Annotated in this window: 10 protein-coding genes; 7 read left to right on the forward strand and 3 right to left on the reverse strand. The window is 67.9% G+C overall.

Features of this window, described 5'->3' with window-relative positions:
- Nucleotides 1–59 precede the first annotated feature (59 nt).
- From AC3FOF_RS01055 to bamE, 3 genes are all read left to right on the forward strand, one after another.
- The gene (locus AC3FOF_RS01055) at nt 60–1,850 is read left to right on the forward strand and encodes an autotransporter assembly complex protein TamA (protein WP_488725550.1); all 1,791 of its coding nucleotides are present in this window, start codon (nt 60–62) and stop codon (nt 1,848–1,850) included.
- 70 nt (nt 1,851–1,920) lie between these two features.
- Nucleotides 1,921–6,054: a translocation/assembly module TamB domain-containing protein gene (locus AC3FOF_RS01060; RefSeq protein ID WP_488725551.1), complete on the forward strand. Its 4,134-nt coding sequence runs from the start codon at nt 1,921–1,923 to the stop codon at nt 6,052–6,054.
- A 70-nt stretch (nt 6,055–6,124) separates the two neighbouring features.
- The gene (gene bamE / locus AC3FOF_RS01065; protein WP_276264098.1) at nt 6,125–6,673 is read left to right on the forward strand and encodes an outer membrane protein assembly factor BamE domain-containing protein; all 549 of its coding nucleotides are present in this window, start codon (nt 6,125–6,127) and stop codon (nt 6,671–6,673) included.
- A 19-nt stretch (nt 6,674–6,692) separates the two neighbouring features.
- On the opposite strand, the gene AC3FOF_RS01070 is transcribed toward bamE, so the two are convergent.
- The 3 genes from AC3FOF_RS01070 to AC3FOF_RS01080 all read right to left on the reverse strand — a co-directional run bounded on the left by AC3FOF_RS01070 (nt 6,693) and on the right by AC3FOF_RS01080 (nt 11,658).
- Entirely contained in the window at nt 6,693–8,540 is a 1,848-nt protein-coding gene (locus AC3FOF_RS01070) for a SulP family inorganic anion transporter (RefSeq protein ID WP_488725552.1), read from the reverse strand.
- Between the two features lie 102 nt (nt 8,541–8,642).
- Nucleotides 8,643–10,712, reverse strand: coding sequence for a methionine--tRNA ligase (metG, locus tag AC3FOF_RS01075; RefSeq protein WP_276264100.1), 2,070 nt, complete (start codon nt 10,710–10,712; stop codon nt 8,643–8,645).
- Between the two features lie 313 nt (nt 10,713–11,025).
- Nucleotides 11,026–11,658 (reverse strand): YiaD family glycine zipper/OmpA-like lipoprotein, encoded by a 633-nt coding sequence (locus AC3FOF_RS01080; protein WP_017230742.1) that lies wholly within the window; start codon nt 11,656–11,658, stop codon nt 11,026–11,028.
- Between the two features lie 302 nt (nt 11,659–11,960).
- On the opposite strand from AC3FOF_RS01080, the gene apbC reads away from it, so the two are divergent.
- From apbC to dcd, 4 genes are all read left to right on the forward strand, one after another.
- Nucleotides 11,961–13,049, forward strand: coding sequence for an iron-sulfur cluster carrier protein ApbC (gene apbC / locus AC3FOF_RS01085; protein ID WP_276264101.1), 1,089 nt, complete (start codon nt 11,961–11,963; stop codon nt 13,047–13,049).
- A 175-nt stretch (nt 13,050–13,224) separates the two neighbouring features.
- Nucleotides 13,225–13,758, forward strand: coding sequence for a superoxide dismutase family protein (locus AC3FOF_RS01090; protein ID WP_276264102.1), 534 nt, complete (start codon nt 13,225–13,227; stop codon nt 13,756–13,758).
- A 28-nt stretch (nt 13,759–13,786) separates the two neighbouring features.
- The gene (locus AC3FOF_RS01095; RefSeq protein ID WP_488725553.1) at nt 13,787–14,089 is read left to right on the forward strand and encodes a formate dehydrogenase accessory sulfurtransferase FdhD; all 303 of its coding nucleotides are present in this window, start codon (nt 13,787–13,789) and stop codon (nt 14,087–14,089) included.
- A 192-nt stretch (nt 14,090–14,281) separates the two neighbouring features.
- Nucleotides 14,282–14,848, forward strand: coding sequence for a dCTP deaminase (gene dcd / locus AC3FOF_RS01100; protein WP_017230746.1), 567 nt, complete (start codon nt 14,282–14,284; stop codon nt 14,846–14,848).
- Nucleotides 14,849–14,873 lie beyond the last annotated feature (25 nt).

Below are 14,873 nucleotides of genomic sequence, written 5' to 3' on the forward strand. Positions count from 1 at the left end.
GCGGCTCTGTCGCCCCCTCCGGCGGACCGCCGGGGACGACGGCCGCGCCGCGCCGCCTGATGCCCTTGCTACTGGCCGCCATGGCGCTGTGCGCCGGCCCGGCCGCGGCCGCCTACCAAGTCGAGGTGGACGCTCCCAAGGCAATCAAGGACATCCTGCAGGAGCACCTTGACCTGTCGCGTTACCGGGACCGCGACGATATCTCGCCGGACCAGTTCAACTATATGGTCGAGACGGTGGGCGACCAGGTGCGCCAGTTCGCTTCCACCGAAGGCTACTTCGATCCCCAGACCACCGCGCGCGTGGAAGGCAGCGGCGACGCGCGCGTCGTCCACATCACGGTGGATCCCGGCGCGCGCACGGTGATCCGTGCGGTCGACGTGACGGTGACCGGCCCGGCCGCGACCCGCTCGCCCGAGCAGGTGGCCGAGATGCGGGCCAAATGGGGCCTGCCGGCGGGCGAACCGTTCCGCCAGGCGGACTGGTCCAAGGCCAAGGAAGACGCGCTGGTGGAATTGCAGAGCCATACCTACTACGGTGCCCGGCTGGCCAGCTCGCAGGCGCGCGTCGACCCCGACGAACAAGCGGCGGACCTGAGCGCGCGCTTTGCCAGCGGGCCGGCGTACAGTCTCGGGCCGCTGCGGATCAGCGGCCTGCGCCGCTATCCCGAACAGATCATCCGCAATGTCAATCCGCTGTACGAGGGCGAGCCATACCGCGTGGAGCGCTTGCTGGAATTCCAGCGTGCGATCCAGAACCAGCCCTACTTCTCCAATGTGCAGATCGACCTCGGCGAGCAGGAGGCGACGGAAGACGGCAAGGTGGTCGAGGCCGGCACCGGCGCAAGCAACGCCCAGAAAGTCGACATGAACGCCGACAGCGTCACCGTGCCGGTGCACGTCCGCGTGCGCGAGTACCCGGTCAACCGGCTGTCGTCCGGCGTGGGCTACACCACCGATACCGGCGCCCAGGTCGAAGGCCGGTACTCCTACTACAACCTGTTCAACCGGGCCTGGATGTTCGATTCGCAGGCGCGCGTGGAGCAGAAGCGCCAGTATGCGTTCGGCGAGATCGCCATGCCGCCCGACAGCCGGACCTACCGCAACAGCGTCTACGCCAGCTACGAGCGCACCATCGACCTGGAAAGCACCGACCTGACCAGCCTGCGCACCGGCCTGAAGCGCTCGCGCTCGCGCGAGAAGTACGACACCGCCATGTCGCTCGACTACTACTATGACAGGCTGCAGCCCTTCGGCGAGGAGGCCCAGTTGAGCCGGGCGCTGGTGCCTGCCTTCGCGTGGGCGCGGCGCGATGTGGACAACCCGGTGTTTCCGCGCCGCGGCAATGTCGTCAACACGCAGCTCGGGGTGGCGGTCAAGAACGTACTGAGCGACGAAACCTTTCTCCGTCTCTATGGCCGCATCCGCCAGTACATTCCCGTGGGCAAGCGCGACCTGGTGGTGGCGCGGCTCGAGCTGGGCGCGGACATCACCCGCGGCGACGTCACCGGGATCCCGGCATCGCTGCGCTTTCGCGCCGGCGGCACCGATTCGATCCGCGGCTACGGTTATCAGTCGATCGGTACGCGCAATGGCGCCAGCGTGCTGCCCGCCAAATACCTGGGCACCGCCAGCCTGGAGTATCAGTACTGGTTCCTGCACGACTGGGGCGCCGCGATCTTCTGGGATACGGGCACGGCCACCGATAACCTGACCGGCGTCAAGCTCTACAACGGCGTTGGCGTCGGCGCGCGCTGGCGCAGCCCGGTGGGGCCGGTGCAGCTCGATGTCGGCTACGGCATCCAGCAGAAGCAGTTCCGCCCGCATATTTCGCTGGGAGTCGCATTCTGATGACCACGGCCATGGCCTTCTGCCGCCAGTCCGGCGATCCGTCTCGAAGCAGCCGCATGGTGCTTGCCGCATGAGCATCCCCGACATGCCCCCTGTACCCGCCCGCGACAGCGGCGCGCCCGGGCCGGCGCGACCGCGCCGCGCGCGCCTGGGCCGCTGGCTGGCCGCGCTGCTGCTGGTTCTGGTGCTGGCGGTACTGGCGGCGGCGGTGCTGGCGCTGCGCACCGAAGCCGGCACGCGCCAGCTGTGGTCGCTGGCCACGCGGCTGTCCGCCGGGACCCTGGCCGGCAAGCTGGAGGGCGGCACCGTGGCCCGCGGCCTGCACCTGCGCGATGTGGTGTTCGCCGCTGGCCAGACGCGGGTCACCGTCGACCGCTTCGACGGCAGCTGGTCGTTCGCCTGGTCGCCGACCCGGCTGCATGTCGACTGGCTGCGCATCGGCACCGTGACGCTGCGGCTGCCTCCGTCGCCACCGGAAGCGCCGCCCGCCACGTTGCCCAAATCGCTCGAACTGCCGCTGGCGGTGGACGTCGATACGCTGACACTCGAACACCTGACCCTGCTGCAGGGGCCGCCGGCCACGCCCAGCGAGATGGTGTTCTCGGATCTGGCGGGGTCGCTGCATTCCGACGGCCAGCGCCATCTGGCCAGCATCGAACGGCTGCTCACGCCTTATGGCAGGCTCGCCGCCAATGCGCAGCTTGCCGGCCAGGCGCCATTCGCGCTGACCGGCACGGCCTTGCTGGAAGGCAGCTGGCAGCAGGAATCCTTCAGCATCAGTGCCAAACTGCGTGGCTCGCTGGCGGCCTTGCGCGCCGAGGCCGAGGCCAGCGGCGACCGCCTGCGGGGGCGCGCCGAGGCCGACCTGACGCCCTTCGGCAAGGTGCCGTTCACCCACGTGCTGGTCAATGGCGAGCATATCAATCCGCGCTTGTTCAGCCCATCCGCGCCGCGGGCCAACCTCACCGTGCAGGCCGAATTGCGCCCGGTGGACGGGGCTGCCGGGGCCGGCGCGGGCGGGGCGGCAGCGGCTGCTTCCGGCGCCAGCGCGGCGCCTGCCTCCGATGCCGGCGCCAGGCCCGGAGGCGCAGCTGACAACACGCCCCTCCGGGTAGCGGGCGAAGTGCGCATCGCCAATCATGACGCAGGCCCGTACGACACCGGGAAGCTGCCGGTGGAGTCGGTACAGGCGAAGATCGAAGTCAGCGAGGCCGCGCAGGCGGTGCGCGACCTGCAGGTGGCATTGTCCGGCCGCGGCGAGATCCGCGGCGGCGGCGAGTTGCGCGGCGGCCGTGGCGGCTTCGACCTGGACGTGCGCAACCTCGATCCGCAGGCGCTCTATGGCAGCCTGAAGCGTGCCGGCCTGTCCGGGCCGGTGATCCTGCGGCTGGAACCTGGCCGCCAGAGCGTGGCGCTGGACTTGTCCGGCGGCGAATTCAAGCTGTTCGCCGATGCGCGCCTGGATGCCGACGCCCTGACGCTGGCGTCGCTGCGCGCGGGCATCGGCCCTGGCACGCTGAACGCCGAAGGCAAGCTCTCGCTCAAGGACGGGCAGCCCTTCAGCTTCAAGGGCAAGCTGTCGAACTTCGATCCCGCGCGGCTGGCCCAGGTGGCGCCCGGCCGCATCAACGCCGAGTTCACCACCAGCGGCACGCTGGCGCCGGAGCGCCGCGTGGCGCTCGATTTCGCGGTGCGCGACAGCGTCTACGCGGGCTTGCCGATGCGCGGCGAGGGCAAGCTGCGCCTGGCCGGCGAGCGCTTGCTGCCGAGCCAGGCCACGCTCGATATGGCGGGCAACCTGGCACAGCTCAGCGGCAGCTTCGGCGCGCGCGGCGATCGCCTGAAACTGCATGTGGACGCCCCGCAGCTGGAACGGCTCAAGTTCGGCGTGGCCGGCGTGCTCAAGCTCGACGCCGATATCACCGGCACCCTGGCGCGGCCAGAGATCGCAGCAAGCTACAACGCCCAGGCGCTGGTGGTGGGTCCGCACCGCGTCGCCAGCGCCAGCGGCAAGGCCGAACTGCGCGGGGGCCTGGACGGACCGCTGGCGCTGCAACTGAGCGCGCGCGATTATCGCGGCCCCTTCGCCATGCTGCGCACGCTCGATGCCACGCTCAGCGGTACGCAAGCCAGGCACGCCTTCGACTTGAAGGCGGCCGGCGCGATGCATGACAAGCCGCTGCAGCTTGCCTTGTCGGGGCAGGGCAGCTGGAAGGGCCAGGCCGGCTGGAGCGGCACCATCGCCACGCTGGAGGAGCGCGGCACCGCCAATGTGCGCCTGTCCGCGCCGGCCCAGCTGCAGGTAGCCGGCCAGCGCGTGCGGCTGGGCGCGACCAGCCTGCTGTTCGACCATGCCCGGGTCCATGTGGAAGCCTTCGAGTTCGACCACGGCCGCATCCGTACCCAGGGCAACCTCGATGGCTTGCAGGTGGCCAACCTGCTGGGCCTGGCCGAGGCCTTCACGGGCGAGGCGCCGCCGCTGCGCTCGGACCTGGTGCTGGACGGTCGCTGGAACATCACGCTGGCCGAGACCGCCTCCGGATTTGCCGAACTGCGCCGCCGCAGTGGCGATGTCTCGGTGAACGCCGGGCGCGGCTTCACCACGCTGGGCCTGGGCGAGACCGCGCTGCGCGCCGATCTGGCCGGCAACCGCATCAACCTGCGCGGCGGGATGGAAGCCGCGCGGATCGGCAAGCTGGCGGTAGACGCCTCGGCCGGGCTGGTCCGCGAGCAGGGCCTGATGACGGTGACGCCGGACTCCACGCTGGCGGGCAAGGTCTCGCTGGACGTGCCCCGGATCAAGACCCTGGAAGCGCTGAGCGGGCCGCAATACGCGTTCGACGGCCGGCTGGCGGCGACCCTGCAACTGGCCGGCACGGTCGGCAAGCCCTTGCTCGCGGGCAATATCGACGGCAGCGGCATCGCGCTCACGCTCTACGACGAAGGCATCAAGCTGACCGATGGCATCGTGCGCGTGGTGCTCGACCAGAACACCATCGAACTCAAGCAGGTGGAGTTCCGCGGCGGCGACGGCAAGATCGTCGCCACCGGCAATGTGAAGCTGGGCGAGACCGATCCCAACCTGGCCGGCAAGATCGTGGCCGACAAGCTGCAGATCTTCGCCAGCCCCGAGCGCACGCTGATCGTCTCCGGCGACGCCAGCATCGTCAACGAGAACCGCCAGATCGTGATCCGCGGCAAGTTCCGCGTGGATCGCGGGCTGTTCGACCTGCCCAAGGCCGGCGCGCCGGAACTGGGCGACGACGTGGTGGTGGTGCGCCGCCGCGACCAGCGCCAGATCAAGACCGCCGCCACCCCCACCCCGGAATCCAAGCCGGCGAGCCGCTTCAGCCCGCTGATCGATCTCACGCTCGACCTGGGCGACGACTTCCGCTTTCGCGGTGCCGGCGCCGACCTGCGCCTGGCCGGCCAGCTCGGTGTCCGGAGCGCGCCGCTCGCCCCGTTGCGCGCCACCGGCACCATCCGCGTGACCGACGGCACCTATGAAGCGTTCGGGCGCAAGCTCAACATCGATCGCGGCATCGTCAATTTCAACGGGCCGGTGGACAATCCCAACCTCAATATCCGCGCCATGCGGCGCAACCAGGAGGTGGAGGCCGGCGTGGAAGTGACCGGCACGGTGCGCCTGCCGCGCGTCAGGCTGGTGTCCGAGCCGAACGTGCCGGACGAGGATAAGCTGTCGTGGCTGATGTTCGGCTACGGCGCGGAAGGCGCCGCCGCCGGCCAGCAGCAGCTCAGCGGCGCGGCCCTGGGCGGCGCGGCGCTGGGCATGCTCGGCGGGCGCGCCGGCAAGGGCATCGTGCAGCATCTCGGCATCGACGAGTTCTCGATCGGGCCGAGCGCTGCCGGGCTGAATGACCAGCAGGTGGTGAGTGTCGGCAAGGCGGTCACCGAGAAGATCTCGGTGGGCTACGAGCAGAGCCTGACCAGCGCCACCAATGTGGTCAAGCTGACCTGGGCATTCTCGCGGCGCTGGTCGCTGATTGCCAAGGGCGGCTCGATCAATGGGTTATCGTTGCTGTTCAACCGCCGTTTCGATAGCTGGGGCAACTTGTTCAGCGGCGGCGGCAACCGCGCCAGAAATACCAGGAGCCAGACCGATGCCAGCCAGGATACCGACAGCAATGCAATGGACAACGCGCCGGCCGCCGCCTCGGGCGCAGCCGCTGCCGCACGGCCCTGAGGCGCGGCGTGCGCGCGCCGGCCGGGCAGCCACTCCAGCCACTACCGCGTCGTACCGACGCCTCGCCGCCATGGGACTGATTTCCTCCGTGCTCGCCCTGTTCGGGTGCGACCAGCAGAAGGTCGACGAAGCCATGAAGAAGGCGGGCGATACCGCGCGCGCCACCTGGAACTCGGTCAAGCCCGACAGCCAGTTGTTCAAGGGCATCGTGGTGGGCGAATCCAGCGAGGACGACGTGCGGCGCCAGGCCGGGCGTCCCGAGATCGTCTGGGAAGAGGAGGGCGGCGGGCGCCGGCTGGAGTACCCGCGCGGGCCGGAGGGTGCGACCACCTGGATGGTGACGATCGGCGCCGACGGCACGGTGCGCGTCATCGAGCAGGTGCTGAGCGCCGAGCATTTCGCGCGCGTGCGCGCCGGCATGAGCCAGGACGATATCCGCCGCCTGCTGGGCAAGCCCACCAAGGTGGAAGCCTTCGCGCTCAAGCAGGAGGAGGTGTGGGGCTACCGCTGGTGGGAAAGCGCGCAGGAGAAGGCTTTCTTCAATGTCCACTTCGACGCCGGCGGCAAGGTGACCCACACCTCGCGCAGCGACGATCCCTCGCGGACGCAGGGCGGCTGAGCGAAGGCCGCCCGCTGCGCTAGCTGGCAGCGGGCGGTACGGACCGGCCGCTCTGCTCTGCCAGCAGCGCGCCGGCGCGGGTGCAGGCCGCTGCCAGCGTGCCGCAGTAATTGGCCGGCCCGAGCTTCTCCAGGAAGCCGGCGCGCCGCATCAGCGACATCACCTGCGCGGCCGCGTCGCACAGCACCAGCGTGCCCCCGCGGCGCGCCAGCGTCTTGCGCAACGCATCCAGCGTATCGAGGCCGGTGGTATCCAGCGCCACCAGTTTGCCCACATCGAGGATCAGCACCGCCGGTACCGGCCGGGTACGGTCGCGCGGGTCGATCAGCGCTTCCACTTTGTTGACCGCGCCGAAGAAGAGCGCGCCGGTCATGTGGTAGGCCGCCACCTCGCCGGCCGGCAGCGGGCTGCCGTCGGCCGCCGGCGGCAGGGCGGCGGGGGCGATGGCTTCGATCTGCGTGAGCGCGGCCATGCGGTAGATGAAGAACAGGCAGGCCAGCACCAGGCCCACCTGCACCGCCACGGTCAGGTCGAACACCACCGTCAGCAGGAAGGTGCCGAGCATGATGATGCGGTAGTTGTTGCTGTAGCGCTTCAAGTGCGCCAGCCCGAAGACATGCCATTCGCCCATGTTCCACGCCACATAGAGCAGGATGGCGGCGAGCGTGGCGAGCGGGATGGCGCTGGCCAGCGGCGCCGCCGCCAGCACGATCAGCAGCAGCGTGGCCGCGTGGATCATGCCCGCCACCGGCGTGCGCCCGCCGCTGCGCACATTGGTGACGGTGCGGGCGATGGTGCCGGTGGCCGGGATGCCACCGAAGAAGGGCGTGACGATGTTGGCGATGCCCTGTGCCATCAATTCCTGGTTGGGGTCGTGGCGATCGTCGATCAGGCTGTCGGCCACCCGCGCGCACAGCAGCGACTCGATGGCGCCCAGCAGTGCGATGGTGAGGGTGGGCGCCACCAGTTGCTGGACCAGCTGCCAGCTCAGGTGCGGCAGCGCGAACGGCGGCAGGCCCTGCGGGATGCCGCCGAAGCGGGTGCCGATGGTTTCCACCGGCAGATGCAGCAGTGCATTGAGCGTGGTGGCAAGCACCAGCGCTACCACCGTGCCGGGGACCATCGCCAGTGCGCGGCCAAGGCGGCCGTGCGCATCAGCCGGGTTCGCCGGCGCAGGCCGCCAGCGCTGGCCAGCCAGCAGGGCCAGCCGCGACCAGCCTGCCACCACCACCAGCGAGCCGGCTGCCAGCGCCACCGTGGGCCAGGATACCGTCGGCAGCGAGCGTCCCAGCACGCGCATCTGCGAGAGGAAGTCGCCAGGCAGCTTGCCGGTTTGCAGGCCGAGGAAATCGGCGATCTGCGACACCATGATCAGTACCGCGATACCGTTGGTGAAGCCGATCACGATGGCTACCGGGATAAAGCGGATCAGCGTGCCGAGCCGGAACAGGCCCATGGCGAACAGCAGGCCACCCGCCAGGATGGTGGCGATCAGCAGGTTGGCCACGCCGTAGCGGGCCACGATGCCGTAGACGATCACGATAAAGGCCCCGGCGGGACCGCCGATCTGCACCGGCGAGCCGCCCAGCGCGGCGATCAGGAAGCCGGCGATGATGGCGGTGAACAGCCCCGCCTGCGGCGGCAGGCCGGAAGCAATGGCGAAGGCCATCGCCAGCGGCAGTGCCACCACGCCTACGGTCAGGCCGGCGGCCAGGTCCTTGAAGAAGGTGGCGCGGCCGTAGTCGCGCAGGGTGTCGAGCAGGCGGGGGTGGAAGGCGGCGAGCGGGAAGGGCTGGCGCAGCCGGGCGCCGCCGGCGAGTGGAGCTGGCGCGCCGGAGTCGGCGTGGCCGGGAACGCTGTCGGGCATGCCTGGGATCCCATCTACACCCTGTCGGGTACGGGTGCAGTATGGGCTTCCCGGCGGCGCTGCGTCAATCGGCGGTCCGGCGCGCCGGGCCGCCCTGGGGCATCAGCGGATACGCATGCCCGGCACTGCGCCTTCGTGCGGCTCCAGGATATAGAGGCCCGGCGTGGCCTTTTCATCGGCTGCCGAGGCGGCCAGCACCATGCCTTCCGAGAGGCCGAACTTCATCTTGCGCGGCGCCAGGTTGGCCACCGTCACCGTGAGCTTGCCCACCAGCTGTTCAGGCGTATAGGCCGACTGGATGCCGGAGAAGACGTTGCGCGTCTTGCCTTCGCCCAGGTCCAGCGTGAGCTGCAGCAGCTTGTTCGAGCCTTCCACCTTCTGGCAGGCCACGATCCTGGCGACGCGCAGGTCGATCTTGGCGAAGTCATCGATGGTGATGGTGTCGGCGATCGGCTCGATGGCGGCCGCGGCCGTGTCCGCCTGGCCGGCCGGTGCCGTGGCTTGCAGCGAGTCGCGGTTGGCCGCCAGCAGCGCGTCGACCTGCTTGGCGTCCACGCGCGTCATCAGGTGCGAGTAGGGCTGGACCGGACGCGAGGCCGACAGCTGCTTGTCGATGCCGCGCCAGTTCAGCGGCTCGATATTGAGGAAGCGCTCCACGCCGGCGGCCATCTGCGGCACCACCGGCTTGAGGTAGACGGTCAGCAGGCGGAAGGCTTCCAGCGAGACCGAGCAGGCCGCGTGCAGGGCGTCGCGCTTGGCTTCGTCCTTGGCCAGTTCCCACGGCTTCTCGGTGTCGACGAAGGCGTTCACGGCGTCGGTCAGCTCCATCACCAGGCGCAGCGCCTTGCTGTACTCGCGGCCTTCATAGAACTGCGCCACGTGCGGCGCGGCTTCGCGCAGTTGCTTGAGCAGCGGATGGGCCAGCGCGGGCTCGTTCACCACGCCGTCGAAACGCTTGACCAGGAAGCCGGCGGCGCGGCTGGCGATATTGACATACTTGCCGATCAGGTCGCTGTTGACGCGGGCGATGAAGTCCTCGAGGTTCAGGTCGAGGTCTTCCATGCTGGCGTTGAGCTTGGCAGCGAAGTAGTAGCGCAGCCATTCCGGGTTCATGCCGGTGTCGATATAGCTCTGCGCGGTGATGAAGGTGCCGCGCGACTTGCTCATCTTGGCGCCGTCAACCGTCAGGAAGCCGTGGGCGAACACGTTGGTGGGCGTGCGGTAGCCCGAGAAGCGCAGCATGGCCGGCCAGAACAGCGTGTGGAAATACAGGATGTCCTTGCCGATGAAGTGGTACTGCTCGGCGTTGGAGTGCGGGCCCACCCAGGCGTCGAAATCGATGCCCTTTTTCTCGGCCAGGTTCTTGAAGCTGGCGTAGTAGCCGATCGGCGCATCCAGCCACACATAGAAATACTTGCCGGGCGCGCCGGGGATCTCGAAGCCGAAATAGGGCGCATCGCGCGAGATGTCCCAGTCCGACAGGGTCGAGGCTTCGCCTTCGGCGCCCAGCCATTCCTGCATCTTGTTGACGGCTTCCGGCTGCGCCAGGTCACCCACCCATTCGCGCAGGAAGGTTTCGCAGCGCGGGTCGGACAGCTTGAAGAAGTAATGCGCGGAGGACTTGCGCACCGGCGTGGCGCCGGACACCACCGAGTACGGGTTCTTCAGGTCGGTGGGCACATAGGTGGTGCCGCACACCTCGCAGGAGTCGCCGTACTGGTCCTTGGCGCCGCATTTCGGGCATTCGCCCTTGATGAAGCGGTCCGGCAGGAACATGTTCTTGACCGGGTCGTAGAACTGCTCGACCTCGCGCTCGGCGATCAGGTCCTGGGACTTGAGCGCCAGGTAGATCTTTTCGGAGAGTTCCTTGTTCTCGCTGGAATCGGTGCTGTAGTAGTTGTCGAACGACACCATGAAGCTGTCGAAGTCGCGCTTGTGCTCGGTCCACACGCGGTCGATCAGCTGCTTGGGCGTGATGCCTTCCTTTTCGGCCCGCAGCATCACGGGCGTGCCGTGCGTGTCGTCCGCGCCGACGTAGTAGACCTCGTTGCCCATCATGCGCTGGAAGCGCACCCAGATGTCGGTCTGGATGTACTCCACCAGGTGGCCGATATGGATCTGGCCGTTGGCGTATGGCAGGGCAGATGTGACGAGGATGCGACGTGCGGTCATGGAAGGATTGCCGGTCAGGAGGGGGTTGGACAAGAAGGCAGGGATGTCGCCGCGAGCGCAGGCGGGCACCGTGAGAGGGCTATTCTAACAAGCGGGGCAGGCAGCGCGTGCACTCAGGGCGGGCGCAGCGGGAAGAGCGTGCTTTTAGTGTCTCATACTGCACTTAAAAGCATGGGGGCAAAAAAAGCGCCGGTCAAGAACCGGCGCAGCTTTCCACAACGGAAAAGGAGGAGAAATCAGGTACCGCCCGGGAGGTCAGCCACCCATCGCGAGCCAGCAACGGTGACAAGCGGTACCTGTTTCTATGACTGCGTCATCCTTGAATTGGTTTCAAAAAAATTTCGACGCGGCGATTTTGCTGGCGGCCGGCTTCGGTGGCGTTGTCCGCCACCGGCTGGGTCTGCCCTCGTCCTTCGGCTGCCAGGCGGCCCCGTGCGACGCCGCGGTCACCCAGGTAGCCGGCCACGCTCTGGGCGCGCCGTTGCGACAACTGCATGTTGTAATTGGGGTTGCCGGTGCTGTCGGTATGGCCCACCACCGTGGCGGCCACGTCCGGGTGCTGGCTCAGCGTTTGCGCAACCTGGTCCAGGACCGAACGGAATGACGGCTTGATGCTGCTGCTGTCCGTGTCGAAGGTCACCTGGCTCGGAATGTTCACTTTGAGCGAGCCGTCCGGCTGCTCCGTGATCTGGGTGCCGGTACCTGCCGTGTCCTTGTTCAGCTTGCCGCGAATCGCGTTCCAGTTGTAGCCGAGCGCGCTACCGGCGGCGGCGCCCACGGCGGCCCCGATCAGCGTGCCCTTGGTGTTGCCGCCGATCAGATTGCCCAGGCCGGCGCCCACCGCGGCACCCGCGCCACCGCCGATCGCGGTCTGGGTGCCTTGTTCGGTGGCGCAACCTGCGGCCAGGACGGCGACGATGGCAAGGCTGGCGAGCTTGAGTTTCATGCTTTCTCCTTCAGGACGAATTTTCTTGGCAGATTTTTGGTGGTGCGCGCAACACCGATAGAAATAACGCGGAAGGCACCCGAAGACAAGGGTCTGGACCTTATTCGGCGGCTACGCCTTCCTGGCGCACTACAATATGGACATGAAGCCGGGTGCACAAGCATCCGGCTGTGAAAGTTGTAAGTGCGTGTAATTCCATGTGCGACGCATGGGCTTACCGACCCGGCGCCACTCCCGGCCGGCCCTTCGCGCATACTTTGATACAGTACGCGCCTTCCCCATTTTTTGTAGCGGAGATTGTCTTGAGCCTCACCGTCGACCAGGTTACCGAAGTCCTGCGCACCGTGATCGATCCCAACACGGGCCGGGATCTGGTGTCTACGCGCTCAGCCCGCAATGTGCGGGTCGAAGGCGGCGATGTGTCGCTGGAAGTCGAGCTGGGCTATCCCGGCAAGAGCCAGCTCGAGCCGATCCGCGAGCAGGTGGCGGCGGCGCTGCGGCAATTGCCCGGTGTGAGCAACGTCAACGTTGCCGTGAGCATGAAGATCGTCGCCCACGCCGTGCAGCGCGGTGTCAAGCTGCTGCCCGGCGTCAAGAACGTGATTGCCGTGGCCTCGGGCAAGGGCGGGGTGGGCAAGTCCACCACGGCCGTCAACCTGGCGCTGGCGCTGTCCGCCGAGGGCGCGCGCGTGGGCATGCTCGACGCCGATATCTACGGCCCCAGCCTGCCCATGATGCTGGGCATCGACGGCCGCCCCGAATCGACCGACGGCAAGACCATGGAGCCTCTGGAAGGCCATGGCCTGCAGGCCAACTCGATCGGTTTCCTGATCGAGCAGGACAATCCCATGGTCTGGCGTGGCCCGATGGTCACTTCGGCGCTGGAGCAGTTGCTGCGTCAGACCAACTGGCACGACCTGGACTACCTGATCGTCGACATGCCGCCGGGCACCGGCGATATCCAGCTGACCCTGTCGCAGAAGGTGCCGGTCACGGGTGCCGTGATCGTCACCACGCCGCAGGACATCGCCTTGCTGGATGCCAAGAAGGGCCTGAAGATGTTCGAGAAGGTGGGCATTCCCATCCTCGGCATCGTGGAGAACATGGCGGTCTACTGCTGCCCGAACTGCGGCCACGTCGAGCATATCTTCGGCGAGGGCGGCGGCGAGAAGATGTGCGCGGACTATGGCGTGGACCTGCTGGGCAGCCTGCCGCTGAACCGCTCGATTCGCGAGCAGGCCGACACCGGGCATCCCACCGTGGTGTCCGACCCCGGCAGCCCGATCGCCGAGCTGTACCGCGCCATGGCGCGCAAGGTGGCGGTCAAGGTGGCCGACCGCGCCCGCGACATGACCAGCAAGTTCCCCAGCATCGTGGTGCAGAACACCTGAGCGCCACGGACACGCCCGCCGATTCCGCTGCCCAGGTCCCGGCGCGGTGATGGCGGTGCTGCATACGGCACGTACATCGCCCCGGCCGCGGCGCCTCCGGATCACAAACGGGCCGCGGCGCCGGGCATGGGAGCAGTACAATCGCCCCGGACAATACCGTGAGAGGAGGTTTGGCATGAAGCGTGTACTTTTCGGTTTGATGGTGGCGGGAACCCTGGCAGGCGGCCTGGCCGGCTGCGCCGGCGCTGGCATGGGCGGGGCGGATACCGCCGTCGCCACGCTGGCTTCCAGGAGCGGCACCGCCACGCAGGGCGTCATTACCTTCACCCAGCATGGCAGCCGCGTGCTGGTCAAGGCCGATGTGACCGGCCTGCCGCCCAATACCGAGCACGGATTTCACGTGCACGAGAAAGGGGATTGCTCCGCGCCCGACGCCATGAGCGCGGGTGGCCACTTCAACCCGACGGCCAAGCCGCACGGCTCGATGTCGATGCCCGACCACCATGCCGGCGACATCAACAACCTCAAGGCCGACGCCAGCGGCCGCGCGCAGGCCAGCTTCGAGCTGTCCGACGTGACCGTGGCCCCGGGCCCCGCCAGCGTGGTGGGCCGCGCGGTGGTCGTCCACAAGGACCCGGACGACTACAAGACCCAGCCCACGGGCAACTCGGGCGGTCGCATCGCCTGCGGCGTCATCGCCAAGTCCTGACGGCCCGGCCCCTCGGCGCCGGTTTCCCATGTCCCTGCGCCCCGAACTGACCCAGGCCGCCGTCCCCCTGATCGAAGAGATCGAGGTGGTCGACGAGCAGGGGCGCGCGCGGCAGGTCTTCCTGCCCGGCGAGCGCCCGCTGACGGTCTATCTGGACAAGCGCGATGGGCAACCGTTCCTGCTGTCGCGCTCGGGCGTGACGCAGATCGGCTACCGCATGGCCCAGCGCGTCAACCTGACCCTGTTCGCCCGGTGTACCGGGCGCCATTTCCTGCTCTATACCGGACGCCAGCGCTTTCGCTACCAGGCGCCGGAGCAGACCAGCGCCTGAAGCCCGGGGCCAGGTGGCCCGTTCCCGGGGCGGGGCCCCATTGACGGCGGGGATGCCGGATTTTGGTTGTACAATGCGGCCCATCGCAAGGCCCCGGCAGGTCCGGCGCGCCTGTGAGCAAATGCGAGCAGCGTTCCCGGTCGTTCCCGACCGCGCCCGAGCCTGCCCTCATTTGTTCATCCCGATACCCCTATGAGCATCAAATCCGATAAGTGGATCCGCCGCATGGCGGAACAGCACGGCATGATCGAGCCCTTCGAGCCCGGCCAGGTACGGGAGGAAGACGGCCGCAAGATCGTGTCGTACGGCACTTCGAGCTACGGCTACGATATCCGCTGCGCCGACGAATTCAAGATCTTCACCAATATCAACAGCACCATCGTCGATCCCAAGAACTTCGACGAGAAATCCTTCGTCGACTTCAAGGGCGATGTCTGCATCATCCCGCCCAACTCCTTCGCGCTGGCGCGCACCATGGAGTATTTCCGCATTCCGCGCAGCGTGCTGACCATCTGCCTGGGCAAGAGCACCTACGCGCGCTGCGGCATCATCGTCAACGTGACGCCGTTCGAGCCGGAATGGGAAGGCTATGTGACGCTGGAGTTTTCCAACACCACGCCGCTGCCCGCCAAGATCTATGCCGGCGAAGGCTGCGCCCAGGTGCTGTTCTTCGAAAGCGACGAGATCTGCGAGACTTCCTACCGCGACCGCGGCGGGAAGTACCAGGGTCAGCAAGGTGTCACACTGCCGAAGACCTGATCGCTTTACAATGCGCGCGTCGCGG

The sequence above is a fragment of the Cupriavidus sp. 96C5-1 genome (assembly GCF_057798855.1).